This window comes from Acidisphaera sp. S103, assembly GCF_009765975.1.
In the GTDB taxonomy this organism is placed as follows: Bacteria; Pseudomonadota; Alphaproteobacteria; order Acetobacterales; family Acetobacteraceae; genus Rhodopila.
The window spans coordinates 59,192-85,184 of the sequence record NZ_LMUJ01000065.1; the positions used below are offsets into that span (position 1 = coordinate 59,192).

Below are 25,993 nucleotides of genomic sequence, written 5' to 3' on the forward strand. Positions count from 1 at the left end.
CTAGAATATCGATGCCCACGTAGTGCTAGTCATCCTTGCCTCGTAGTTGAGCGAGCAGCGGAAGGAGATTTGTCGGCTCTGAGCGCTCTTCGTAGCTGAAGGCGATCTCGGCGAACGCAATTTGGCAATTTCTATCAATGACAAACCTCGCCTGCATTGGATTGATCCACGGTTCAGTGCCTCTGAACGACAACAGATCTAAACCGAGTGCATGTTCAATCGTGCGCGCATCTTCGGCGGGCCAGCGAATGCCGTACTGCACAGCGAGCTCGCCTGAAGCGTCCTCTAAAACCGGAAAGTTCAATCCAAGAGCATGATCCGTTGGCCGATCGGTACCGGGTGCTCGCGGTCGAGAGATCGCCAGAACACATGGAGCAAGGTCATTAGCCTCCTCAATCAGCTTGATGAAGGCTTGTAGGTCCGCCTGACAGTAGGGACACCAAAGGCCGCGGTAGAACGTTACGACAAGCGGCGCTGATTCTAGATGATCATCCAAGGCCACGAAAGTGTCGTCGTAGGCCTGCAGACGAAATCGCGGAGCTTCGTCGCCAACCTTGAGCGGGCGAGCCCGCTCTTCCTCAGCAATCAGCTTCGCAATCGCCTCGCCCAGAGTCGCTGTCCGCGAATCAGCGAGCGCATCATGGTCGGACACGAGTTCATCGATTTTGAGTTGCAATGACACGGACTGTCACTCCTCGAAGTTGGCGTATAAGTTCGACTCGGCTTGAGAATAAAATGAGGAGCCGCCTTTCAGTTCAGCCCGATCATGAACGTCGAGCCCGCGGGTGAAAGATCACTCCGAATCCGACGCTCTCTGGTGCAATCTAATCTTCGGAGCCCTTAGGCCCCGTATGACGGCGGATCGGGCATTGATACTCTCGAACCAGCGGGCGATCCCTGGCGTCGAACCGAGCTGTTCGCTCAGTCGCGCCATAATAGTTGGGAGAGCGAACTTGATCCAAGCGAACGCAGCGATATCGGCAACGGAATAGACGGTGGCGAGATAGGGAAGCTCGTTCAGCCTTTTCTCAAGCACATGCATCAATCGCGTGACCTCTTGGCCCCTGGGATCCGACCTGGTTGTGTCATTTTGGACGTCGGCCTGTTGCATGAACCGCCCGAGAACGGGACCGAGGCCCGTAGTCCCCCAGAATAGCCAGGACAGGGCGTCATCGCGCTGGCCGCCGCTACTGGCGAGAAGCTTTCCGGTCTTTTCAGCCAGATAGAGGAGAATCGCGCCAGACTCGAAAAGCACCCGGCGGCCCTCAGCCCCATCATCGTCGATGAGAGCTGGAATCTTGTTGTTGGGGGATACGGTCAGGAAGTCGGAGGAGAACTGTGCGCCAGCGGTAATATCGACGAGGCGGACGATATAGGGGAGCCCGACCTCCTCGAGCATGATCGATGGCCTCACTCCATTGGGTGTAGCCCAAGTCAAAAGCTCAATCATTGTGTTTGCTCCGAGGGCAAGTCGTGCTCAATCGTCCTGGCTACGATCCTGGGGGGCGATGTTCCGTGCGGAGGCCGAACGAAACCCGGTCGACGTCCGCGCATTCAGTCGTGCCACCGTAAGACAAGCCGTGAGGGTGAAAGTCCAGGATGTGTCGCAGAACGTCCGGCGTGACTCCGGACTCATACGAGCCGGGCGGCGATCAATTGACCCTGCGGTCGCCCGGGAGCAAGCGCGTCACGAGCACCGTGGTCTACCAGCCTGCTTCAGGATCCATACCGTGTGGTGTTCGACTGATTCTCCAGCGACGGCACATCCTCCGTAACGACCAGGCCCTTCCTCAGGATAAAGCACCCCCAGCCTCGCGTTTCGCCAGTCATGATTACCGCGTAGCTGTTCTTTGCCCGCTGATAGTACTCCTGACGGACAACCGACGCCATCGGCAGGCAACGCCCGACGGCAAGGTTGATCTCCATCTGCGCCTCACGCTGCACGTGCGGGAGAGTTTCGGGCTCATTATCGACCATCATGCGCTCGGCGGGTTGAGGCACAAATGAGTCGAGTTCGAACACTGACAGAATCGCCCGCATCGCCCGCGCGGTATCGGCCCCATCCATTGTCAGCAGTTTACCGATAGTCGAGGACTGCGCGGCGTTCTGGGCTGGGTAGTGCGCGTCGACGATGGCCACTTCATCGCCGTGACCCATTGAGTAGAGGGCGTGAAGGATATCGGCGTTGAGAACGGGATCAACATTTTTGAGCATGAGGTCTCCTTTTTCTGAAGGCCGGGAAGCACTTCGCGGACATCCCCAATCCGGCCGGAGACCAAGACCCTAGGCCAGACCAGGCACCCTGAAGTCCGGCCGCTGTCTCAAATCGTCCTTCGATATGTTGTTTGTGAACTTCCGGACTGACGACACAAAGTCAGGATTCCCGGCTCCCCTATTTGGTTAACATGACCGCTGCTTACATCGCTGGAAAACGACAGGACGAAGGCAAATGGATATGACCCCTCATGAACGGGCTCGGTATATTTATGATGAATGGAATGCGGGCTTTAACACGCGAGATATGGCTCGAGTGATGGCGCTCTATGCGGAAGATGCGATCATCGAAACACCCTCCGTGTTGGCCATTTTTCCGGACGCGCCTGACGGTATTCTCCGCGGCCGCGACAATATACATGCTCTGTTTACGAAAAATATCGCGGCTCTATCAGATACCTTTGAAGGTTTACATCGACCGGTGCAATTCTTCTCTGATGGGCAATACCTCACCTGGGAGTACCCGAGAGCAACGCCGTCGGGCGAGCAGGTTGATCTATTCGAGTCCATGGATATCAAGGATGGGCTTATCGTCTATCACCGAGTTTATTGGGGGTGGTCCGGCTTCCGTAAGTTGCTCAGGGTTCTGACCGACCAGAAATAGGACTCACCCGCTAGCAGTGAGGGCATGGGCCCGATTGAGTGCGTTCGGGTCGGTCCTGTGCTTCTCTTTTTTGGCCAAGCCTCGAAACGTGATTGACCATCGTGTCTGCGTTCCCGGGGCGATGCTGTGTTCCCATGCGTGACGCACCTCGCCGTCCAGATGATAAATGGACCGTGGCGACAATGAAACCGACACGCGCTCGAAGCCGTTCTCAGTGCGGCGGCGAAACCGCATGATCGCAGCGGCGCCGAGCGATATCCCGACAACAGCGTCCAATTCCGGACGATCCTTGTGCCAGCCAATGCCTGCCCCAGCCTCATACTTGATGATCGAGGCTTGAACCAGATCCTGCACATCGACGCCCGCGAAGGATCCAGCCAACGCCCTGATGGGCATCAGAAAGTCAGGAATCGGTTCGGTCGGACCAAAGTGTCCGCCGTTGAAATCGTAGAGCCAGCCAAAGGAGCGTGTGCGGCGCTTGCCGAGCCATCCTTGGAACCGAAAGAGTGGCAGCTCGACCCGGTCAATCTCGGCGATTAGTTTGCGCTCCGCCTCGGGCGAGATGACGCTTGCTCGGAGATCGAAGCCGGAAACGAATCTGGGCGCTTGATCGAATAGGTCGGGTTGCATGTTTCGCTGTCGCCCTCAATGTAGGTTGGGCGCGCCTTTATCATCTGGGCCCCGCTATGGTGGGGCTAGTTCCGCTAAGCCCGCACCGGTGTATGGTCTTCCGTTTGCGCGTGACAACAGGTCCGGGGATAGTTTTGAAGCTTGTCGGACGATTGGCGCAAAATCGTGGCCTCCGAACACGCTGAGCATCCTTCGGGTGCTGAGGCGGCCAGCCAGCGCTTCGGAGTGTGCCGATGTTATGCTCGAAGTGAGGCAGGTCTCCGATGCGCGCTGCCTGACGAAGCTTACTCCAGGTCGCGGTGCTCTTCGCTCGGAAGCCAGCCGCGGCACAGCTTCGCGGATCAACCAATGATGACGGCCCGCGACACACCCAGTCGGGGTAGTCGGTTTGGTTTTGGCGGTCTCGGCCTCGTCCACGTCACTCCTCAGCCGCATCGACGGCCACATGAAGATCTTGCTCATTGAGCGAACTGTCAGACGTGGCGATCTCCCTCGGGCGCTCCATGAGAGCGGCGCGCGTCTGGTGCCGGACGATCGAACCCCTTTTTAAGACCCCAGCGCAGGTTTCAGACCCCAAATAATCGCCACGGTCCGTGCCACAGTTCTCCATAGAGCATGACGGCATAGACACCCCATTTTCGGCATTTGAGGAGCCATCATGTCATACGCATACAAATGGATCGCCTCACCAGTCGGTAATCTCAAACTGGTTGCGAGTGACGCTGGGCTAGCGGCAACCCTCTGGGAGAACGATCAACGCTATAAGAAACAGTTCGAGTCGGCCATCGAGTTGCCTGAGAATCCTACTCTTAAGGAGGCCGAGCGGCAGCTAGGGGAATATTTTAGGGGCGAGCGAACCACGTTTGACATTCCGCTCGATTTCGCGGGAACGGATTTTCAGAAAAAGGTATGGCGAGCCCTTCTGACGATTCCATTTGGACAGACACGAACCTATTCCGAGATCGCACGCCAGGTCGGCCATCCCAAGGCTGTTCGAGCGGTAGGCAGCGCGGCCAATCGCAATCCGCTGGCAGTTCTTGCTCCCTGCCATCGTGTGGTTGGCGCGTCTGGGGAACTCACGGGCTTTGCCGGTGGCCTGCAGGCAAAAATATGCCTGTTGATTTTGGAAATCGGAGAAAATGGTGTGGTGGATGGTATTGATCATCGATCTCAGGCCGTCACCGCAAAAACCCTAGCGCCGGTCCAATCAAGCGGATTGGGGAGCGCGAACCAGCAAACCGCATAATACGACCCTCAGCATGGAGGACAGATCCACGCTGAGGGTCGCGTGACGAACCTGCCCGTCACTAAAGCTCCGCTCACGGACCACCTATCAAGGCGGCCCGGCGATGAACCTTCAAGTCGAGATTGTTTAGGTTATGCGCAGGCGAAGCGTAGCGCGAACCACGCTTCGCCCAATCGGCAACCTACTTCTTGGCTGCCACGATCTCCACCTCAACGAGGCACTGCGGCCGGATGAGCTCACTCACGACTGCAAGCATGAAGCTCGGCTTTACGTCTCCAAGCAGCTCTTTCCGAATTTTCACATAGGCGGCCATGTCGTCCCGATTGATGAGGGTAGTAGTGACCTTCACCAAATCACTTGGCCCCATGCGAGCTTTTTCAAGCGCCGCGAACACGTATTTCCAGACAAGACGTGTCTGAGCTTCGATTCCTTCAGGGAAGACGCCGCTTTCGTCGACGCCAGCAGTCCCTGAGGTATAAAGCCATCGCAATCCTGGCTCGACCTCAATGGCATCGCTATAGCTGCCAATGTGCTTTGCGACGCCGACATCGTGTATTTCATGAGTCATCAGACTTCTCCGTGGTGTAGAAGATCGCCTCGATAGCGACCCGTAGTTAGTCTTGGTGTGTGATTTGAGTGTCGCCGCTTATTTCTAGGGTGCGACGCCGAGGGCTTTGAAGATCGCCCGGAATCCGACCCAACCCCAGTAGACGCGATGGTGAACGATGAGGCCGTCCTCAACGTCCATGGATTCGACAATGTCGGTTTGATCCCCATTCGGGGTTTGGCGTGGATACTCCCACAGCAGAAGCTTCCCGTTTGAGAAAAACTGATCGGTTCGGAACCATTCCTCTACGTCCTCGTCGAGCTTCGCGAAGAACGTCTCGAAATAGGCTTGAATCGCTTGTCGCCCCTCTACGATTCCATTCGCATCGCCGTTCAGTGCGTAAACAGCAGGACTTTCAAACCTCCCGTTCGAGGCGTAAAGAGCCACTAGCGTCGTCAGATCACGATCACGAATCGCCTTATGCCAAGTCTCGTAGATATGGCGAATTTCCGGCTCGCTATTGTTGCTCATGAGGGTTCTCATCCGTCTCTCGTCAAAAATGCTGCTAGATGTAGCTTGGCAATATACGGGTCCTGGATGATCCAAAGTTCCAGGAGATGTGCTCGCGCGTCCAGGTCGACCACGAATACCGTTGATGGCCGGAAAATCAGCTTCGCAGAGTTGAGGGATTGCTTGTCGAGCCAGACGATCGGGCACGTGATCTGGAACTTTGGCTTTCACATTCGCATTAGTCTCGTGATGAGGTCGTCATGCGGTGCCCTTGAGAGATCTTAAGGGCCTCAAAATGATTCTCACGCGGTCTTGTCGTTCATGGAAACCCGACGAGTAGATCAGCTTGCCACGACGCAGACCCATACAGGTGAATCCGGGGTACGCGCCCCCAACTGAAGAGCAAGTCAATGGCTGGCGGCTATGAAGCGGCGAGAGCCAACGAGGAAACGATCATACTAGAAGAGACAAAGGTCGGCGCCTTCCAGATCAAGGTACGCTGCGGCTGCGCTACGTTCCTTGTCGACGAACCTTTTGGCGTCGGTGGGCTGGCATCGGGGCCCAATCCCTATGATTTGCTGAGCGCCGCTATCGGCGCCTGCTCACTCATGGCGATGCGGCTCTTTGTCACACAGAACAAGTGGCCGATCGAGAAAATCCGGTTGCGCATCACCCATCACCGGAACGGGTCGCTGGCGCAAGATATTTTCATCAAGGAAATCCAACTAGTCGGCCCATTGGACGAAATTCAACGACAAAAAATCGCTGCCGTCTCCGACCATTGCCCGGTCCAGACGACAATCTCTCGTGGCTCGGAGGTACGCACCGTTCTTTTATCGAACGAACTTCTGATGGATACCGCCACGACCTGGTGCGAGCACATGCGAGATTTACAGGAGGCCGTCCAGCAGATGCAGCATCTGACCACCTCTTGAAAGCGCGAACCACGCGGTTCAGCCTGGGACCAGCGCCTATTCGAAGTATCAATCGACGAGACAGATTGCAGCACTCGACTGTCCGGCAGCGGCCCTCTCGCGATACTCCGTGGGTTCGCAATCAAATATTTTGCGAAAAGCTCTGACAAAGCTGCTCCGACTGTCATAGCCAGCCGCGTGTGCGATCTGGTCGACGGACATTTGATGGGCATTTAGTTGTCGGGCGGCCTGTCGCATCCGCAGGTCGCGGAGGATGACCATTGGCGGTTGCCCGACGAGAGCCGAAAAACGTGCCATAAAGGCTGACCGGCTGAGGCAGGCGCTCTGGGCAAGGGAGAGCACTGTGTGATCTGCACCCGGATGAAGGGCCATTTCGGCAAATGCGCGCGCAATTTGAGGATCGCTGAGCATCGCGAAGCGTTCTACCCAGAGGTTAACGGATGTCAGTGAGCGCCGCAGTATCATCACTATGACTTGCTTCAGGAGCGCTGCGCTCATGGCGCCGCATCCGATCTCCTGTTCGACCAGTTCAGCCAGAGCAGTTCGGAGCGTGGCTTCTAACCTGTCCGTTTCGTCGAATTGTTCGACAATTGGACCGCCTAAAGTCGCGAAGAGGTCTGTCGACGAGCCATAGATAGCATTGAAGAACCCACAAATCAGAAGGATCTCCGGCACTGTGTCACCCGCTACCACACGGCGGAGCATACCCGTCGTTGTCGCATGCAAGCGACCCTCCACCGAGCGCAGCGTCGAGGTGTGACCAGGTGCAGGCGCCGTCTCAATACGGAACGGGCTATGCGGCGGGACGACTATGAGGGTGTGTGGCTTGAGTTCGATTGGTGGTCCGTTGCGGATGAACATCCGCCCGGTACCCTTCAAGTTATAATGGATCCCTGGGACGCCAATGCTGCCCATCTCGAGCCTGTAGCCTCGGCTTACCAAGCATTCGGTAAGGGCTACGACACTGACATCGAGCGTGCACATAAGGCTGTCGAGGTCGGTGGGCGAAATTCGGATCATCGGTTCAACTGGCAATCTTCCAAACCCCGGTTGCCGTGTTCAGGTCAATTTGTCGTACACAGGTTCGACTGCACAAAACACTCAACCCGAAGTGATAGCTTCCTTGAGTGCTACGTGACGGCGTCAGCGGCCCGGCCTGTCGTGACGGGTGGCTGCAGCACACTTCTAGCCTCTCCCCACCCATCGACACAGGCGATACTGCTTGTTTTCCGTGTCCGCTTGAAGAGCCCGATCGTCCGCCTGGACAAAGGGGCACATTTCTCGGACTTCCGGCCGACGTCCGTTCGCTGCCTGTCGCCGAGAGTTCGTGGGCCCCTCGCTTTCGTGGCGTCTGGTGAGTACGGGGATAGCCCAGGTTGGCCGGGAATTTGGAATGCAAAGCTTCGAAAATCAAGGCAATGTCGCGCGCCGACGGTAGGTTCCCTCAGAACTCCCCCCTACACGGTCGATACCGAACGCTTACCTCGAGATACCCGAAGCCTCAGTTGAAAAATGGAGCAACCACCGTAGAGCATCGCTGCGGGAAACAACGCTGGACGACCTGGTATCCGCAGCACCCGTAGAGGTCAGATCTCATAACGCACAATCAGATTTTGCGCTTGAGGAACTCGACCTGGACGGCCATCGCTTCGTCGAAGGCTTCACCAAAATAGGTACCGAGATGATGCGGTCTCACGACCGCAAATTCAGCGCCTTGCTGCGCTGTCGCGAAGACAGCTCTGTGTGCCTCAAGTGAGCCAGTGACGGGGTCTTCGGCTGCCGCGACATACAGTAATTTCTCTGGTGAGATTCGCGGTACAAAGAGCCGCGGCTCGACACTCGACAGATGATAAAATGATTGCAAAGTGAACTTGTTTTCCCAGGGAGTTCCGGCCGCTTGCGAGCGCTTCAAAGCGCCGGAGATGAACTCCCAGACAACCTCACCGGTCAAGAAAGTCCGCTCGCCTTCCTCGCCGCGTGCATTCGCCAGGGAAACCGGCCAGAGCTGCACGTAGGCGGGCTCAGGGTTGCCGGAGGCAGTCTGGATCTTACGGTCACCCCACACTCTGCCGAGTAATCCGGGCGGAAAATTTCCCGCATCGTAAGAGCCGGATTGGAACGGCATGTTCAGGATCACCGCCTTGATCCGCGGCTCATTCGCTGCCGCGATCATTGCGGCCCCACCAGAATGCCCGATACCCCAGATCGCGATCCGGGCGGCATTGACCCCCGGCAGCCTCATCGCTGCCGATATTGCATCATGGTAGTCTTCAGCCTGTTGCAATGGATTGGTTTCGTGGCGCGGGCCTCCGTCACTCGAACCGTAGCCGCGGTGGTCATAGACGAGCACAGAGACGCCTGAGTCGCGAAACTTCCGTGCATGATCGTGAATGTAGTGTTCTTTTAGGAGGCAGAGCCCTTGCGTCATCACAACGCAGGGCAGATCGGTACCCTCGGCCGCAAAAAAATCGCCTCGTAAGGTGACACCGTCAATGGTCTTAAATCCAACGCGAACATGATCGGTCATTGATGGCCCCCTCGAACAAATATGTCCCGATGCATCTACATGAGGAGCGTTGTCAAAGAGTCTTCAGAGAGTGTCCCAGCATCCGAAGTCCGTTGCGGATTCGACCTTACGATGCCACAACAGAATGGCTGCCCCGGTAGAGCGCAAGAGTGCCTCCTATCGCAGGTGATATGACGAGAGCACCTGGGACGGGCGACGGAAAGTCGGCGAATTATCAAGAGGCAATCTCAAGCAGATGAATGCTGAATTGACCCTCCTCGTCAGTCCATACAGCCCGCGGACAATAACCGGCATTCCGCGCAAGGGTCTGGAAGCAATCGGGCGCATATTTGTACGAACTTTCGGTGTGGATTGTCTCCCCTTCGGTAAAGCCAAAGCGACGCCCCGCAACATGGACAACCTGTTTTGACGCGCTGATAAGATGCATCTCGACGCGGGACTCACGCTCATTCCAGATGGCCTGGTGGCGAAAAGCCGTAAGATCAAAATCTCCGTCCAGCTCTCTGTTGACCCTGGCCAGGAGGTTGAGGTTAAACGCAGCTGTCACCCCTTCAGCATCGTCGTATGCGGCCTCAAGCGTCGATCGATTTTTCGGGGTGTCGACCCCTACAATCATCAATGAATTGGGACCTAGTAACCGCTTGACCAGATGGAGAAATTCTCCAGCATCCTGGGGCGAGAAATTCCCAATTGTCGACCCCGGAAAGAACCCGATCCTTCGGCCAGAGCCGCGGATAGAGCTGGATGGTAGAGCCTCAAGCGCGGAATAATCGGCGCACACCGGAGAGATCGAGAGATTGGGGAAATCCTGGGCGAGTGCGGTGGTCGCCTGCATCAGATGCTCGCGTGATATGTCGATAGGTACGTAGCTAGCCGGTTGATTTAGAGCGAGAAGGAGCAGTCTCACCTTTACACTCGAGCCTGAGCCAAATTCGACCAGGCTCGCGCGCGATCCGGCGAACTCCGCGATGCGGTCACCGTACAGCGAGAGCAAGCCGCATTCGGTCCGAGTCGGGTAGTACTCAGGCAGGTCGCAGATGCGATCGAATAGACGAGAACCCACGACATCGTAAAGAAATTTGCAAGGGATGGTCTTGGTGCCGCTGGACAGCCCGCTTAAAACCGCGTCGCGGAACTCAGCGCGTGACGGCTCGAGGTCAAGGAGTGTCCCCGGGGCGTGGATGTTCATCATTCAGCGTTCGCTATGCTTCTTTCGATCCCTCGACGGTCGATCCGCGGCAGGACATGCCCGATATAAAGATGAGCCCGTCGCGGGGATTGACCGCGAACCACCAATTGCTTGCACATTGAACTACCCCTTAGCCGCTCGCCGCACAGGCTCGAGCCGATTGCATCTGAATATTGCACCTCGGCACCAACGTTGGTTCCAGGATATGTCTTCAATCGTCCAATTTAGAGGCTGGCCGAACTCTCGCCGGGGCGGTGGCTGCGTCCAGAAGGTGTGCTGTGGTAGATTGAGGACCGTCCGACTAATCAATGGGGACCCAATCCACATGCGGACCCGGCTTGATTAGCAATGCGGCGAAGGCGGCCAAGCATGCAAAGGCGGCGGCCGCCAACATTGCGATTCGAAACTCTTCGAGAAGCGCATCTCCGTCCAGCTGCAGGATCCCACCTAGCGAGGCGATTGCAAGCAATGAGCCTGCGCGCGAAGCTGCATTGTTCACGCCTGCAGCTGTTCCGGCCCGGTCGACGTCCACCGAGGTCAAAACCAACGTCGTTAACGGTGCTACAGTGAGGCTCATCCCTATCGAAAAGAGAAAAACAGCCGGAAACACATCCGGCCAGTAACTGGCGTCATGGCCAATTTTCAGGGATGCCAGACAGCTCATACCCGTCACAATCGCGCCGAGAATGAGTGGCGGGCGGCGTCCGACGACTCGGCACAGCGTGCCCGCGAGGGGCGAGACTATGATGATCGATAGCTGCAATGGTATAAAAGCCATTCCAGCGACCAGCGTTGGGAGGTGGGCTCCGCGGATCATTACGAACGGCAGTATCGTCAAAACCACGGCGAAAGAACCGTAGAGAAGGATGGTGAACAGGTTTGCGCCAGCGATCGTTCGCGTGGATAACAGCTCCAGGGGAATCATGGCTTGATCTCTTCGATGCCGTTCCCAAAGAACGAACGCCACGAGTGCAGCTAATGCCACTATGAGGCCGCCTGACACCCGAGCAGATAGGCCGCTACCGTTTGTCAGGTTCGTCACGCTCCATCCCAGCGCACCGAGACAGAGTGCCGACAGGAGGGCACCGGCGGCGTCAATCGAGGGATTACTGCCGACCATCTCGTCAGGAACTCGGGTGATTGTCAGGGTGAGCGCAAGTAATATGATTGGGATATTCATGAGAAAAATCATGCGCCACGAGCCGTGATCGATGACAACACCCGCCAGCCCCGGGCCAACGGCGCAAGCCAAAGCTGCCACTGCAGACCAAATACCAACGGCTCGGGCTTTCATGTCAGCAGGAAAGGTCTTTCCGAGGATCGAAAGGCCGTTGGGAAGTATGAGAGCTTCCGCGATACCCGCGACTGAGCGGGCTCCGACAAGCATTTTCCAATCAGGGGCCAGTGCCGACGCGATGGAGCTGAAAGCCAACAACGTCAACCCGCCTATGAACATTCTCTTGTAGCCAAATCGATCGCCAAAGGCACCGCTGACAAGCGTGAGAGCCGCGACCGGCAATCCTTCGGCATTTATGATCCATTGCAGCTGGAACGATGACAAGCCTTCGTCGCGGCCTATGGCAGCGATGGCGACGTTGATGATCGCTCCGCTCATGAACACGAGACAACAGCCGAGGCTCGAGGCCGCCAGAATGAGGGCATCGCCGTTGGCAACTCGCGATTTCCGCTCGGCGAGAGAAACGGCTCCATCAGCCAGAAATTGCGGCACGCTGCTCACGCGTGTTTCTCCGTACAATATGTAATTGGAATTCTTGGCTTTGCATACGTTCGGATGGGGATCCGGATCATGGGGTTTCCTATGTTTTGGGCTCGTGTACCATTAGGCCTGTGAAATCGACGGTCATGGACCAAGATGGCATCACAACTCTCCGGGAGAGTTGCATCCGCATCAGGGAAATAAGTCTCGCTCTCGTTTCAAATCGTCCAGTTCCCTCCCGGATTTTCGGTATTAGTTGGTGCCAGTTGGGGTAACGAGCCGCGTCGCAGTTCCGATTTGTGTGACTGGAAGTCCCGTATCGTGATGCGTCGGGCCTGCGTGCCTGTGAGTTGCTGAGAGCTTGTTGTAATGGCGAGCAGCGCCGTACGTAGGTCAACATCTCCTGGTTCGACCAGAGACGTTGGTCGATTAATACAACTGGAGACGACTGATGGACCTTCCCGCACTGATTAAGGCCGGACATCTTGCCAAGTCTTTCGATGGCTCGGTTATAGAGGAAACGAAATTACAGCAGTTTCTTGATCTGCTCCGATCGGCGCCGAGTTCCTTCAATCTCCAACCTTGGCACTTTGTTGTGGCTGCAACGCAAGCGTCTCGGGAGCGCGTCGCAAATTCTATGCGCGGGGGCTTTGAAGCGAACCAATCAAAAGTCAGGTCGGCATCTCATGTTATCGTGTTCTGTAGCCGCATGAGTCTACCGCAATCGCACCTCGACGCGGTTCGAGAAGAGGAACGAGTGAGTGGGCGGTTTCCTGGTATCTCAATCGACCAGTTCTGGCAGAACATCCTTCTTCCGAGCGTGGCAGTCCATGAGTATGACGCCCGAGACACCGCGAAATGGCTCGAGAAGCAAACTTATCTTGCTCTTGGTGTCGCATTGATGGGGGCCGCCGCGCTCGGGATTGATGTAGCTGCGATGGAGGGGTTTCATTCACGGCTTCTGGACGCCGACCTTGGTTTGCGTAGTCAGGGCTATACGAGCATCGTCCTTCTAGCAATTGGTCGGCGTACCGCTGAAGATCACGTTACGGAACGACCCAAGCCCCGCTTGCCGGTCGACCAGTTGTTCACGTTTCTCGAGTGAGTCAAATAGGCCTAAGCCGCGCTGTCTCGATGTAGGGGGCGCGGCCGCGGCTCTCGAAACGTCAAGAGCCTGGCGGGTCGTATCACCAAGCCAGGCCCTGATGAATCAAATCTAAGTTGAGCCGACCACGTCACGATAAGCAGACTGGGTCTTATCGCTTAAGTGGACCGCGCATTGTTGATCAACTTCACCACTTGGCCGAACGACATGCCAGTACTGGCTGATTGTAGGTCCCCTCCGGCAAGCTCTTCCGCGGCCTTGCGCAGATCGGCCATCACCCGGGTGTAAAGTGCGACACCCAAACTGATTCGCTTAACGCCCGCCCTTTGAAGGTCCGCCACAGGTAGGGTACCGGCCATCGTCCCGACCACGAGGTTTACCGGTTTTGGAGCCACGGCCCGTACAATCGCGGAGACCTCATCCATGTTCGCCGGATAAGGTGCGTAGAGCACATCTGCTCCTGCTTCGGCAAAGGCGGTCAGGCGACGAATGGTGTCATCGAGGTCGGGGCGACCTTGAATGAAATTGTCGGTGCGACCGGTAAGAACGATGCGCCCCTTGGCAACTTTTGCAGCGGCAGTGAGACGAGCGACTGCGTCATCGAAGTCCCGAATTGGATTGGCGGGATCACCACTTGTATCCTCGATGCCGATTCCAGCTAATCCGGCATCGATAGCGGCGTCGACGGTTCTTGCGACGTCTTCCGGCGTCTCGCCATAGCCATCTTCGAAATCGCCGTTCACTGGTAGGCCCGTTATCGTGCCGAGTAATTGCGCATTATCAATATGCTCACGCAAACTGATAGTATGACGTCCATCGATACGGCCCAGAGAAGCCGCGATCGCAGCTGAAGAAGTACCAAGGGCTTCGAAGCCCGCTTCCTTCAACAGGAGCGCGGAGATCGCATCCCATGGATTTGGCATCACAAAACTCTGAGGGCGCCCATGGAGCGCGAGAAAGCGCTGATATAGCTCAGGCTGGTTGGCTGACATCATGATTCCCTCAGCGGTTCCGTTTTTGTGGAATTGGGTTGACAACCCTTCGATGAACGCAGACTGCAGCACCCAAGTGTGCTGAGGGTCCTGTTATATGTGCAAGGGGTCCATTGGTGGGCTTTCCGCCGGTCCGCCGGGGGCATTCGCCGGAAGCAATTAGTTCGCCCGCTCATGTTCGCGTGGAGCTTAAATCGGTGAGGGCGTCGTGGTCCAACCGGTCGAGCCATGACGCACCTCTGTGTCCCGCGGCAGCCGGGTGGATCAATTTTCCACCGGCGCCTCACGCCACCGCTGGGTCAGTTTTCAAGCGGCGTTGACACGCTCGTACACGTGGGACGAAAAACGCCAACCGCAAATGCGTCGGTCATCCGGCGTTTTGTGCTCGGCGAGACCGAGCTGCGCGCGTAGACCGTCGCCATTCATCGACGCAGGCCCTTCAAAGGGCCGCTGTAGGTGTAGGAATGTAACCAGCCGAACGACTGGCGCGACTAAGCGATGGGGTAATATCTATCAAAGGAAGCAACTTCTTCGTCTCGACTAGTCCAGAAAGATGCCTACTGTCTCCGGGACCACACCCACGTGGAGACGGCCTCAAAGCAGAAGGCGTTCCGGAGGACGATAGACGCCTTCGAGGCGGGCACCCTCCTTCCCTTCGACTTGCAAGCGGTGTTGCGGCCTCCGCCGCCACAAGCTCCTGGGATGGACCCAGGCAAACTATGCGTCTTGCAGTCCATCATCTATGACCTGCTTACCAGCAACGACGGCCGGGGCGCTGTTTGCCTGGGTCCATCCCAGGAGCTGATTCACACACCGGGGACGAACAGCGGGTCGACGGCATCATGGAAACAGGCCAGCGGCTCGTCGCGGCTTTGGGCTATTACCTAGTCCGGCGAAGCGTGTGCAGGACCACCTCAGGGGCGCAGTTGAAGCGGGCCTCGACGAGGCTGGTGCCAATGCCCCGTGAGGTGTAGCCCGCCATTCTCCCCATACGCCACGGACCGGCTGCAAGCTGTCGAGGATGTCTCGAACTCGTCATGACAGGCAGGCCGCCAGGCAGGCAGATCTGGCCGCCATGCGTATGGCCGCACAGCATAAGTTCGATTTCACCGTCAGCCGCACACTCGTATCCATCGGTGCTGTGCGACAGGAGAACCACCACATCGTCGTCGGGAATGCCGTCCACCGCCGCCGCGAGGTCATCCATGCGATAGTGATGGGGATCGTCGACGCCAGCGATCCAGATCCTGTCGTTGCCGCGGACGATTGGCACGTTCTCGTTCATCAGCATGGTAATACCGGCGCGCTCCAGCCCCCGTATCAGCAACGCGGTATCGTGATTCCCCAGAACGCCGAAAGTCGGCTGCCGAATGGCCGACATCAACGCAACAACGAGTTCTTCGGACCGGGCATGGGGGCCGTAGGCCTTTCCGCGGAAGTCGCCGGTGAAGACGCAGACGTCGTATTCGAGTTGCCCGACCACTCCAGGAAGAGCCGCTATCACGGCCTCGCTGATGTCGGCGTGCAGGTCCGTCAGATGCAGAATGGTGAAGCCGTCGAATGTCTCTGGAAGGTTGGGCAGAAACACCTCGTTTTTGGCGACCAGGATGGCGCGGGCATTGCGCTGGCCCCACCGCATCGTGCCGGTCATCCGAAGGGCCAACGGAACCGCGAGGTCGAGCACATGATAAAGTGAGGTCAGTTGCCGGAGCCGCGATCGACCGCGGTCTGCTTCCAGAAGTGCTTCCTTCTGGAGCCTCGTCAGAGCGTACAGGGGGCCGAGCCTGCCCTTGAGCCACGTCAGTGGATCACTGTCTTGGGCCGACTGTTCCAGTTCCGGCCAGTTCAGAATGCCCACCATGTCCCCAGGTCGCTAAAAGCGGATTGTCCGCCCATGTTTGGGGCAAAACGGTCCCCGACGAAAAGTAAATTTATACGGATTGGATCGCCCCGGTTACTCTGCTTTCCGCCTACGGATAGGGCAGTCCGGCGCACCAGGCAATATCTTCGGCTCGATAGCCTCCTCGGCATATGGGGCAGACGAACAGCAATTCGGAGCATCATGTCCATTATCCACTTCATCACGCATCCAGAGGTGACGATCGACCCCGCGGTGCCGATAACGGATTGGCCGCTTTCGCCGGTTGGGATGCGCCGTATGCGCTTGGCGCTGGAGCGGCCGTGGCTCGTGGGCGTGCGGGCTGTATTCAGCAGCACCGAACGGAAAGCGGTGGACGCGGCCAGTATACTGGCGGACCAATTCGGGCTGAGGCCGGTGGTCGTGGAGGGCCTTGGCGAGAACGATCGGTCCGCGACCGGCTACCTGCCGCAGGCCGAATTTGAGGCTGTCGCAGACGAGTTTTTTGCCCGCCCCGATGAGAGCGTGCGCGGATGGGAGCGGGCAGCAGACGCGCAGCGCAGGATCGTTGATGCCGTTGACCAGGTCATCGCCACGGCCACCACCGCGGGAGACATCGCCATCGTTTCCCATGGCGGTGTCGGCGCATTGCTGCTCAGCCATCTCAAAGGCGTCCCGATCAGTCGGAGTGATGACCAACCCGGTGGCGGCAACGTCTACTCCTTCGGTGTCTCAGATCGTCGTCTGCTTTCAGGATGGCGGCGCATCGAGGATTAGAGGGAAGTCTTGTTCATACGCGCAAGCAACCGCTTTGCCCGCGGGGTCCGTGCCCACACATCATCTGGGTGTTATCGAGGAGGTCGTGGAGTCGAACACCATGGACCTCCCCGAGTGTGTTGCCGGTCATCAAGTGCTTTGGGAAGACGCCCCAATCTTTCGGCGCCGACATGAACAGAGATGAACGTCCAGCGCTTGACGCAGGTCAGGCGGTCATGGACGACCTGCTCCAGGTCTTCACGGAGTTGGATGGGAATGGCTTGAAGCGTGTTTTCAGAGGGGAGCCACTTCAAAGCGGATTTTCACTCAAGGAGCCTCATAGGCTGGCAGCGGAATGACCATTGCGATCGTGCCACGTGGTAACGTAACCTTGGGAACATCGACGGCAACCCAGCCTACCCGGGATCAGGGCGAGCTCCGCATGGGAAGCGGTGAGGATGATTGCCGGATCCGATTCCGTCGGCTTGGCCCCTATCTCATTGCAGTGGACAACGGCCAGTGTGGCGGCCACAACGCGACCTTCAGCTGCGCCTACCGGCAGACGAATTAACAGGCCGCGGGCGGGGAGCGCCACCATCCGAGTCAGTTGGTCGGCGCCTTTCTATGGACAGAGTAGTCCTGGACGCCCCGGCCGAGGGCGTTACGGTATGGACACTCGACGGCCGAGGTCGACGCCGCGTCAGCAATGGCGAGCAGGTTTACCGCGTTGCCGGACTGGCGATGCGATGCAAGCCATCGGTCGCCAGGTTTGACGCCGCGTGTTGTCGAGGAAGCCGGGCACCAGGTCGCTATCATCGGCCTGTCGCCGCCCGGCTGGGATTGACGCTGATGCCGGAGTCAGTTCGGGGTATGATGTCGGACAGAGTATTGTACAGGCCGCTGGCTAACCCGAAGCGTATTCCGAGATCATTCTCGCTTATCCTGGGAACGGTTCAGCGGCAACGGTGGATTTCTTGCGGGCCGGAGGTGGTTCTTTGTGAGATAAGGATCGGATTTCAGCAGCGCCGACGTCCATAGGGTTCCCGACACCTTGTTGGAGGACATATGACTTCGCGGGTCACCGATGGACTTGCCTTTCACCAAATACCAAGCATCCTGATATGCTCTCCGACCTGTAGGAGAAAGCGGGCGGATTAAGCCACCCAGTGGAAGTAACCTGCTTCAACGAGCAGACCCCCCAACGTAAAATGAAGATCGCCGCGTTCTGATCTGCTTTTGCAGATAAAGAGGCTCGATCTCAACAAGAACTGAAATGCCAGTCCCAGCAAGGCTAGATCCCCACTTGCCTCGCGAATTCATTCGTGCAAAATTACCAATATGACACTGTCTGGAAATGTGGCGGCAACAATATCTTCACCTAGAGGCGTCGCCAACCGGGGGAATAAAAAATGCCAGATGACAATTCATATGACACAACAACAACGATGGACGCCAGCGCGTTCATCCAGACGATTGGTGTAAACACCCACGTCAACACGGGGGCAAACGGCTACGGCAATACGACTAACGTTCTCAGTGATCTATCCTACCTTGGCATCGATAATGTGCGCGACGGCGAAGACGGTTCCTTAGCCACACTGGAGACAATGGCGGCAGCCGGGATTAAGTTCGACTTCTTGCTCGCGGGCGGGGGCACCTACGTCCCGTCGGTAATAACAGGAGAGCTTTCCGTTATCGATGAGGTCGAGGCCAGCACAGCTGGCAGCGTCTACGCGGTGGAGGGCGCCAACGAAATCAATAATTTTCCGATCACATACAATGGCGTCGGCGGGCAGACAGGCGCCGTGGACATGCAGGAGGCTATCTATAGCTATACCAAGGCCGACACCAACTTGCCCGGCGTGAATGTTTTCTACTTCACCGGTTACAGCGGTGACCCTGACCCCTCCACCACGTCCGGTCTTGCCGACTACGACAACCAGCATCCGTATTCGCAGCTCGGCGCTCCGCCGATGGATTACGTGAACCGGGCAGCCGCGCTGACCAATGAGTCGTCCTCAACCGATCCGGCGGTCTACACCGAGACCGGCTACGCCAACAACGGCGGAGCATACAGCGGTACGTTTGGAACATTTTTAGGTCAGTACGGGCAGGCCGTCTACACGCTTGACCTCCTGTTCGACGATGCAGTGCAAGGCATCCAGACCACCTACCTCTACGAGTTGATGGAGGAAGGCGATGGCCTTGGACTGTTCAATGGCGACAGCTCCACCACACCGACGATGGCCGCTACCGCGATCCACAACCTGACATCCATTTTGGCCGATAGCGGTACCGTGGCGCCCATGGGCGTTGGTTACACAGTTCAGAATCTGCCTTCTGATGGCAATTCGATGGAGTTGCTGAAGTCCAACGGTGACTCCGATATCGTTGTCTGGGCGGAACCACAGGTAAGCGAGTACGCCACGACACCCACGACCCCTGTGACGGTCTCATTGGACCAGTCCTACGCGACAGTCGACGTATTCGATCCGATGTCCGGCACATCGCCGATTGAAACGCTGTACAACGTCAGCGCCGTAACCCTGGAGCTCACAGACCATCCGCTTATCATCGAGGTCGATCCCACAGCTTCCACAACCGGCACCGAATCGTCGACCGACACAGCTCTATTCGCTGGTTCATCGTCTGTCTTGACGGATGCCGACGGAAACACCTGGGGTATTAACACCTCAAATAGTGATATTGTCCTGAACGGAACCACTGACATCTACAGCCTGCCAATCACCGAGATGGTCTACGTGAACACCTTAGTGTGGGCGGACACGTCGGAGGGCTGGTATGACATATACGACAATGGCGGTGCGGCCTGGGTTGCCTGGGGGCCCGGCAATATCAACCCACTTCCTTCTGCCTCTGGCACGACGATCAATGCTGGGGATACGACGGACGCGATCACGGACGCCAGCGGCAATACGTGGCAGATCTCTGCGGGGTCAGCGTACCAGATCGTAGTTGACGGAGGCCAGGATCTTCACACCGGGCCAATCACGCAGATGGCGTATGTCGACAACACGGTGTGGGCAGAGTCTGGTGGCAGTTGGTACTCGGTGGAATCCACGCCCGGCGAAGGCGATGGTCAAATCACCGTCACTTCCGGTCCGACGACGACACCTTTCGAGTCGCCAAACGAGACGGTCGTTGTCGCTGGCGACACCACGGACACGGTAACCGATGAGAACGGTGATGTCTGGGGGTTAAACTCAGCAGACTACCTCACGCTCAACGGCACCATCGCCGGTAACACAACACAACAGGCATTGGCCTACGTTGACCACACGATCTGGGTGGCGGGTGGCGGCAACTGGTACTCGTTGGCGGATGAGGACGGGTCTGTCGTCCTCACAGGTGGAAGCGGAGAGACAAGCCCACTGGGCAGCGACGATGACGACGCCGCGTTGGTCAGTCATGCCGCAATTAGCGCCGGACTAAGCTTGCCGACATCTGTGCAATCCTTCGCTGAAACCACGACACCTGTACCCGCAGCGACAGCCACACCAACAGCAACGCCCACGTCCTTGGCAAGCATTCTCGCCAACAACAACGTGACGCATCACGCATTTGGCGCGCTGGGGCTTTCCGATGTGATGACCCACGGCCGATCGATTCGGGAGCCAACGACATTCAGGGGAACGTTCTCCCAAATGGGGTCAGACGTACACCATTCTATGGTAATCGATACGCCTCACTCCGCGGTGTTCTCCGCGCATTCGTAGGTGGAATTTGGCGGGAATGGCCATTGGTGAGTTCATGTCGAATTATGGACTGCACTCACTTCCTCCGATCCCGGCCAAGATAATTCTGACACTGACGGAGCGGGGATAGGGCGAGGTGACGTGTGGAGGAGGCTGCCGAAATCCTGGGCTCGACGCTCTACGACGTCAAAAGCGTGCTAAGCCTTTGACGTCGTAGGGTTGGCTTGAGCACCTTCGGGACGGCCGGTAGCTGTTCGTCCCCCATGCCCTGGCATCCGCGTTCGTCCCGAGAGAAGACGTGGATTGGTGAAATGCCGCCTCGTTGCAGCTTCGGTTGACACAGAACATCGAGACGTTCGCATAAATTGCCGAGCCAGGCAGATGGCTTCCTGGTGCGATCGGAACCGGAGCATATCAACGAACAACGCTATCAGAGCCACTTCGGTAGAAATGGTGCGTCGCGGTGCGCCATTTCGCATATGCATTTTTATGCAAAAAAGTAAGCTGTGGACGTCGGTTAAAAGGACGTCGGCACGCAACTTCAACCGATTCGACTCTAACCCTTATGGTCGCCTTGCATCTAGACCTCAAGACCATTATGCGCATGTCTGTTCCGCATTAGGTAACAAGGGCTAGCTACTTTCATGCTTCAATTACAAACAAAAGCACATCGGTTTGCGGTGTTGGATGGCCTTCGCGGCGTCGCAGCACTGGTCGTGCTGACCTTGCATCTAGTACAACAACATGACCTGACAGCCCTTCCCTTTGCCGGTTTAGCCGTCGATTTCTTCTACCTGCTCAGTGGGTTCGTCGTTTCCTTCGCCTACGAGCGACGGCTGCAGAGCGGATCAATGGACCTGGCTTCATTCGCTCGGATACGGATCACACGCTTATATCCCTTGATCCTGTTAGGCACGGCGATGGGCATCGCCCTCGCGTTGCTGGCCGCGACAGTCAAGCTCGACGTTACCTATGAGCAGATCGCACTCAGCGGAACCTTGGCTCTCTTGCTTTTGCCCTCCTACGTGTTTCCGCAATGGGAAACAGCTTATCCATTCAACATGGCAAGTTGGTCTCTCGCATTCGAGCTGTTCGTAAACGCCGTATACGGTGTGATCGCGCCACACCTGACATCGCGGCGACTAATGATATTGACTGCCTGTAGCGCCGTCGTGCTGGCATGGGTGGCCTTCATGAACCATGGTATTTACGGCGGCAATAATCAGGGAAATTTTGCCTACGGATTCGGTCGAGTGATGTTCCCGTTTTTTGCCGGAGTTCTACTCTACAGATGTAGAATCTCCCAACATTTTGCCTCCTGGATTGGCCTCGGCCTGATCTTGAGTTTAGCAGTTCTTTTGTTACTGCCGCTACATATATCAGGCCTTTTCGACCTCCTCTATGTCGTTCTGCTTTTTCCGGCGATCATCGCGATCGGAGCCGCGGTTGAGCCAGGACCAAGACTCGCCCAGGGTTGCCGCATCGCTGGTGAACTTTCATATCCCCTCTACATCCTGCAGGGGCCGGTGCTTCGGATCGGAGAAGAACTGCTGAGGCATTGGCATTTCGGCCTGATCGGCTGTTGGCTGTTTGGCATCATCGAGGCAGGCATTGTTGCCGAGATCGCCTACTTATCCCTCAAATTTTATGACAAACCACTACAGCAATATTTTAAGCTCAAAGGCCGACCTGCCCCTGCGTTGCAAAATTTTTGATTTATGTGGTGACACTTGCGCTAGCGGCGTTATGGAGCAGTTGCCACCCAAAGGATGATCCGGGGGCCGAAAGCTCCATCATCGGCAACGACTTAACCGGCCAGCCATGGTTACGGAACGACCCCGGGGAAATTACGGCATTTGGCAACAACCGGCATCGGCCGAGTGTTAAGCCTCTGTTCGCAACGCCTTCCCCGGCACCGCCTTTCCGGCGTGCAGTGCTTGTCCGCGGCCTTTATCCTGGTGGCTGGTTGCCGAACGAGGCGGCCGTTCCGTCGCGGCACATCGAAATGGGGGACGATAACGACCGATGCCTTGACGTTGGTGCTACTCAGTATTACCCGGCGATAGGAGGTAGCCATGACCGCGAAGACGTCGATTTCGCTGACCGACGACCAGGCAGCCTATGCGCGCACGCTCGTCGAGAGCGGGCAGTACCCGAGCCTGAGCGCGGTTCTCCAGCGCGGTCTGGAGATGCTGCGGCGCGATTCCGAGATGCACGATGCGGAACTCCAGGCCCTCCGGTCACTGATCGATCAGCGGCGCGCCGGAGCCTTCGTCGATCTCGACGAGGGTGAGGCGGAGACCCGCGCGATGCTGGGGCGCAAGAGGAAAGCGCGTGCGACGTTATAAGGTCAGCCGCGCCGCAGACATCACAGGCGACCTCGACCTCATCGAGGGACATTTAGTTCATGTCTACCAGGAATTCGGGGACGACCTGGAGAATGCGATGGAGCGAGCGTCCGCTCGCATCAACGAGGCCCTGGCCTACATGCGGACATTCGCGGCCCATCCCCACCGGGGCATCGAACACACGAAGATCAGGCCCGGCATTCGGACCGTGACCAACAAGAATTTTATCTTCTACTTCGAGATCGATGAGCTGTCGTCAGAGGTTAGAATACTCTCTACGTTCTTCGGCGGCGTAGACCATCGGCAGCAGATCCTGGATCGTTTTCGGCACTGACCGCTTGGACCAGCGGCGTGGGTGTAGGTGGCAACTGCTCCATAATGCCACTCAGCCGCTGCCATCGAGCTAACGCTCAAGGTCGAAGGTTTGAACGAACCAGTCAGCGCATCGGCTCCAGCCTCGGCTCTCACAAGACCTGATGATCTCATCCGAATTGATCCGACCTTTGTCATCCGATAGGATCAACGAATGAAATTCGACGAGATTTACAAACGTCTGAGCACCTACCGCACCTCGGGCGGCGAAAAGCTTCTATTCCTGCTCACCCCCACCACCATGCGCGGAATCTACGACTGTGTCCTGCACAGCAATGCGCAGGAATGTATTGAGCTTGGCACCGGCTACGGTGCGACCACTTGCATCATCGCCGCTGCCTTGCAGGAGCGAGGCGGTGGGTGCGTCACCACTATTGACATCATGGTGCACGACCCGATTGGCATCCATGTCCTGGCCGCCCATACCGGTATGGCCCCCTATATCAACGCCATCTGTAGCACCGCCGGTTACAACTGGTACATGGGCGATCTGATCGCCGCTCAAACGAAAAACGGAGTCTGCGAACCGTGCCTGGATTTCTGCTTCCTCGATGGTGCCCATGAATGGGGCCACGACGCGCTGGCCGTCTACCTGGTCGGCAAGCTGCTGCGTCCCGGCTCGTGGCTGGTGATGGATGACCTCGACCTCCGCCCCCGCGGCGGCCACCCCGCCTGGGAAACCGTTTTCGCCCACTTCACCGAAGCCGAACTCGACACCTACCACGTTGCCCGCATCTACAACCTGATCCTGCGCCAGCACCCCGATTTCGGAGAGTTCGCTCTCGGTGACGGCGGCCGCACCGGCTGGGCGCGCAAGAAGTCCGCCGCGCCATCGCCCTGGTACCCCACCACGCATGTGCTGGACCCGCTGCGGCTGGGCTGGCGACAAGCATTCGCTCCCGCGGAACTGGCGGCCCAAGCTCATCGTACCGACGGAATAAATATCAGGCGGAAAGGCAGCGCCATTCAGATCGATGCCGAGCTGACCGACCCGTTCTTCATCCTGCCCGGTGCCGTCGTTGCCCAGCGCTCGATCGATGCGATCACGCTGCGGGTCCACTTGGTCAGTCCGCCGACGGAGACACTGCAAATCTTCTGGATCAACGCGACCAGGGAAAACTTCAACGAGGAGCAGAGCATGCGAGTCAAGCTCGCCGCCGAGGATGGCTGGCGCGACATCGCCATCCGCATCAACGGCACGCGCGAGAAATGGCCCGTGCGCGCCATCCGACTGGATCTGACAGATGGCCCATCAACCGTGCTGTGGGACGATTTCGCCATCGGCGGCTGGATCTAGACCAGATGTTCGCCTGAGATAGGGGCGACCCGTCTCACAGTATGCAGGGTTTCGAGGGTTGCGCCGGGTGGTCTGGTGCCGAGCCTCATGCATAGGAGACGGGTCATGGACAAGCCTATCATTTACGTCGGTCTGGATGTGCACAAAGATACGATCGCAGTCGCACTGGCCGAAGCGGGCAAGCGGGGAGAAGTGCGCCAGCATGGCCAGATTGCGAACACGCCTACTGCCCTGAAGGGGATGGCGGCGAGATTGTCTCGCGGCGGCAGCGACCTGCGGTTCTGTTACGAGGCCGGACCCTGTGGCTACGGGATCCAACGGCAATTGACGGTGGCCGGACACGAATGTGTGGTCGTTGCGCCGTCGCTGATCCCGCGCAGGCCCGGCGATCGGATCAAGACTGACCGGCGTGACGCGATCAATCTCGCCAAGCTACATCGAGCGGGCGAACTGACTGCGGTCTGGGTTCCGGATCAGACGCACGAGGCGATCCGCGATCTTGTCCGTGCGCGTCTGGCGGCGGTGCGCACCCTGCGCCAGGCGCGTCAGCAGCTCTCCGGTTTCCTGCTGCGGCATGGCCATCACTACCACCGACCGGCCTGGACGCTGATGCACCGGCGCTGGCTGGCGGGATTGCGCTTCGAACAGCCCGTGCACCACATCGTGCTGGAAGATTGCATCGCTGCCGTCGAAGCGGCGACGGCACGGCGCGACCGCCTGCATGCGCATATCGAAGTAGCGTTGCCGGACTGGTCGCTGGCACCGGTGGTGCACGCTCTGCAGGCGTTGCGTGGGATGGCCCTGGTGGTGGCCGCCACATTGATCGCGGAACTCGGTGACATCACCCGTTTCACCAATCCGCGCCAGCTCATGGCGTATCTGGGTCTGGTCCCATCGGAGCATTCCAGTGGCGGAACGCGACGCCAGGGCGGGATCACCAAGGCTGGCAATGGCGCCGCACGGCGTATGCTGGTCGAGGCAGCCTGGAGTTATCGCTTTCCACCCCGGATCAGCCGAGAGCTGTTGTTGCGTCAAGAGGGGCTATCCAAGGCAGTCCGCGACACCGCCTGGAAGGCCCAGGAGCGGCTATGTCGCCGCTATCGCAAGCTGTCCCAAGCTGGGAAGCTGCCGACCGTGGTGACTGCCGCGATTGCGCGCGAACTGTCAGGCTTCGTCTGGGCAATTGCCCAATTGGTGCAGCAAGCGAACGGCTGATACGTACGAAGGCAAGCGCCAGGGAGGACGACAGCCGCATCAACACATCCCAAAACTGAGCAAGGCTGGGGGCACGGTCACGGTCAGGAGAACCCTCGCATCCACTATCAGCCGGATCTCATCCGATGCTGGCTCCTAGACAGAGGAAGCTCCGC

Annotated in this window: 23 protein-coding genes; 11 read left to right on the top strand and 12 right to left on the bottom strand. The window is 57.8% G+C overall.

Translation table 11 applies throughout. The features are described from left to right. Positions 1 to 25 precede the first annotated feature (25 nt). The 3 genes from GSQ89_RS24125 to GSQ89_RS24135 form a co-directional block, all read right to left on the bottom strand. A complete protein-coding gene (locus tag GSQ89_RS24125; RefSeq protein ID WP_158930048.1) occupies positions 26 to 682 on the bottom strand; it encodes a redoxin domain-containing protein in 657 nt (218 codons plus the stop codon). Positions 683 to 793: 111 nt separating this feature from the next. Further along, positions 794 to 1,450: a glutathione S-transferase family protein gene (locus GSQ89_RS24130; protein ID WP_158930050.1), complete on the bottom strand. Its 657-nt coding sequence runs from the start codon at positions 1,448 to 1,450 to the stop codon at positions 794 to 796. A 266-nt stretch (positions 1,451 to 1,716) separates the two neighbouring features. Then, entirely contained in the window at positions 1,717 to 2,214 is a 498-nt protein-coding gene (locus GSQ89_RS24135) for an RbsD/FucU family protein (protein WP_158930052.1), read from the bottom strand. A 235-nt stretch (positions 2,215 to 2,449) separates the two neighbouring features. Here GSQ89_RS24135 and GSQ89_RS24140 point away from each other — a divergent pair, with 235 nt between their 5' ends. Further along, the gene (locus tag GSQ89_RS24140) at positions 2,450 to 2,878 is read left to right on the top strand and encodes a nuclear transport factor 2 family protein (RefSeq protein WP_158930054.1); all 429 of its coding nucleotides are present in this window, start codon (positions 2,450 to 2,452) and stop codon (positions 2,876 to 2,878) included. Between the two features lie 3 nt (positions 2,879 to 2,881). Here the strand turns inward: GSQ89_RS24140 and GSQ89_RS24145 are convergent, their stop codons facing one another. Beyond that, positions 2,882 to 3,508, bottom strand: a complete 627-nt coding sequence (locus tag GSQ89_RS24145) for an alpha-ketoglutarate-dependent dioxygenase AlkB (RefSeq protein WP_158930056.1) — start codon at positions 3,506 to 3,508, stop codon at positions 2,882 to 2,884. A 658-nt stretch (positions 3,509 to 4,166) separates the two neighbouring features. Here GSQ89_RS24145 and GSQ89_RS24150 point away from each other — a divergent pair. Continuing rightward, a complete protein-coding gene (locus GSQ89_RS24150) occupies positions 4,167 to 4,754 on the top strand; it encodes a methylated-DNA--[protein]-cysteine S-methyltransferase (protein ID WP_158930058.1) in 588 nt (195 codons plus the stop codon). Positions 4,755 to 4,935: 181 nt separating this feature from the next. Here GSQ89_RS24150 and GSQ89_RS24155 read toward each other — a convergent pair whose 3' ends face one another. Next, positions 4,936 to 5,322, bottom strand: a complete 387-nt coding sequence (locus GSQ89_RS24155) for a RidA family protein (RefSeq protein ID WP_158930059.1) — start codon at positions 5,320 to 5,322, stop codon at positions 4,936 to 4,938. Between the two features lie 84 nt (positions 5,323 to 5,406). Beyond that, positions 5,407 to 5,832 carry a nuclear transport factor 2 family protein gene (locus GSQ89_RS24160; RefSeq protein ID WP_158930061.1) on the bottom strand — a complete coding sequence of 142 codons (426 nt, stop codon included), beginning with the start codon at positions 5,830 to 5,832 and terminating at the stop codon, positions 5,407 to 5,409. 389 nt (positions 5,833 to 6,221) lie between these two features. Here GSQ89_RS24160 and GSQ89_RS24165 point away from each other — a divergent pair, with 389 nt between their 5' ends. Beyond that, positions 6,222 to 6,746, top strand: a complete 525-nt coding sequence (locus GSQ89_RS24165) for an OsmC family protein (protein WP_158930063.1) — start codon at positions 6,222 to 6,224, stop codon at positions 6,744 to 6,746. Between the two features lie 48 nt (positions 6,747 to 6,794). On the opposite strand, the gene GSQ89_RS24170 is transcribed toward GSQ89_RS24165, so the two are convergent. The 4 genes from GSQ89_RS24170 to GSQ89_RS24185 form a co-directional block, all read right to left on the bottom strand. Next, positions 6,795 to 7,766, bottom strand: a complete 972-nt coding sequence (locus GSQ89_RS24170) for a helix-turn-helix domain-containing protein (protein WP_158930176.1) — start codon at positions 7,764 to 7,766, stop codon at positions 6,795 to 6,797. A gap of 586 nt (positions 7,767 to 8,352) precedes the next feature. Continuing rightward, complete coding sequence (locus tag GSQ89_RS24175) at positions 8,353 to 9,273, bottom strand: alpha/beta fold hydrolase (RefSeq protein ID WP_158930065.1); 921 nt, start codon at positions 9,271 to 9,273, stop codon at positions 8,353 to 8,355. Between the two features lie 214 nt (positions 9,274 to 9,487). Continuing rightward, positions 9,488 to 10,465, bottom strand: a complete 978-nt coding sequence (gene egtD, locus GSQ89_RS24180) for an L-histidine N(alpha)-methyltransferase (RefSeq protein ID WP_158930067.1) — start codon at positions 10,463 to 10,465, stop codon at positions 9,488 to 9,490. Between the two features lie 298 nt (positions 10,466 to 10,763). Further along, positions 10,764 to 12,200 (bottom strand): MFS transporter, encoded by a 1,437-nt coding sequence (locus GSQ89_RS24185; RefSeq protein ID WP_158930069.1) that lies wholly within the window; start codon positions 12,198 to 12,200, stop codon positions 10,764 to 10,766. A 430-nt stretch (positions 12,201 to 12,630) separates the two neighbouring features. Here GSQ89_RS24185 and GSQ89_RS24190 point away from each other — a divergent pair, with 430 nt between their 5' ends. Further along, positions 12,631 to 13,284, top strand: coding sequence for a nitroreductase family protein (locus tag GSQ89_RS24190; RefSeq protein ID WP_158930071.1), 654 nt, complete (start codon positions 12,631 to 12,633; stop codon positions 13,282 to 13,284). Between the two features lie 158 nt (positions 13,285 to 13,442). Here the strand turns inward: GSQ89_RS24190 and GSQ89_RS24195 are convergent, their stop codons facing one another. Next, positions 13,443 to 14,348, bottom strand: a complete 906-nt coding sequence (locus tag GSQ89_RS24195) for an isocitrate lyase/phosphoenolpyruvate mutase family protein (protein WP_254073342.1) — start codon at positions 14,346 to 14,348, stop codon at positions 13,443 to 13,445. A gap of 808 nt (positions 14,349 to 15,156) precedes the next feature. Further along, on the bottom strand, positions 15,157 to 16,137 hold the full coding sequence (locus GSQ89_RS24200; protein ID WP_158930073.1) for a metallophosphoesterase: 981 nt from the start codon (positions 16,135 to 16,137) through the stop codon (positions 15,157 to 15,159). Positions 16,138 to 16,338: 201 nt separating this feature from the next. Between GSQ89_RS24200 and GSQ89_RS24205 the strand changes: the two genes are divergently transcribed. The 7 genes from GSQ89_RS24205 to GSQ89_RS24235 all read left to right on the top strand — a co-directional run bounded on the left by GSQ89_RS24205 (position 16,339) and on the right by GSQ89_RS24235 (position 25,838). Then, positions 16,339 to 16,911 carry a histidine phosphatase family protein gene (locus GSQ89_RS24205; RefSeq protein ID WP_158930075.1) on the top strand — a complete coding sequence of 191 codons (573 nt, stop codon included), beginning with the start codon at positions 16,339 to 16,341 and terminating at the stop codon, positions 16,909 to 16,911. A 1,388-nt stretch (positions 16,912 to 18,299) separates the two neighbouring features. After that, positions 18,300 to 20,627 carry a hypothetical protein gene (locus GSQ89_RS24210; protein ID WP_158930077.1) on the top strand — a complete coding sequence of 776 codons (2,328 nt, stop codon included), beginning with the start codon at positions 18,300 to 18,302 and terminating at the stop codon, positions 20,625 to 20,627. A 623-nt stretch (positions 20,628 to 21,250) separates the two neighbouring features. After that, on the top strand, positions 21,251 to 22,321 hold the full coding sequence (locus GSQ89_RS24215; RefSeq protein WP_158930079.1) for an acyltransferase: 1,071 nt from the start codon (positions 21,251 to 21,253) through the stop codon (positions 22,319 to 22,321). A 360-nt stretch (positions 22,322 to 22,681) separates the two neighbouring features. Further along, positions 22,682 to 22,954, top strand: a complete 273-nt coding sequence (locus tag GSQ89_RS24220; protein WP_158930081.1) for a type II toxin-antitoxin system ParD family antitoxin — start codon at positions 22,682 to 22,684, stop codon at positions 22,952 to 22,954. Next, a complete protein-coding gene (locus tag GSQ89_RS24225) occupies positions 22,941 to 23,288 on the top strand; it encodes a type II toxin-antitoxin system RelE/ParE family toxin (protein WP_158930083.1) in 348 nt (115 codons plus the stop codon). Before GSQ89_RS24220 ends, GSQ89_RS24225 begins: the two co-directional genes overlap by 14 nt. A 192-nt stretch (positions 23,289 to 23,480) precedes the next feature. After that, positions 23,481 to 24,623: a class I SAM-dependent methyltransferase gene (locus tag GSQ89_RS24230; RefSeq protein ID WP_158930085.1), complete on the top strand. Its 1,143-nt coding sequence runs from the start codon at positions 23,481 to 23,483 to the stop codon at positions 24,621 to 24,623. 105 nt (positions 24,624 to 24,728) lie between these two features. Next, entirely contained in the window at positions 24,729 to 25,838 is a 1,110-nt protein-coding gene (locus GSQ89_RS24235; RefSeq protein WP_158930087.1) for an IS110 family transposase, read from the top strand. The last annotated feature ends 155 nt before the right edge of the window (positions 25,839 to 25,993 follow it).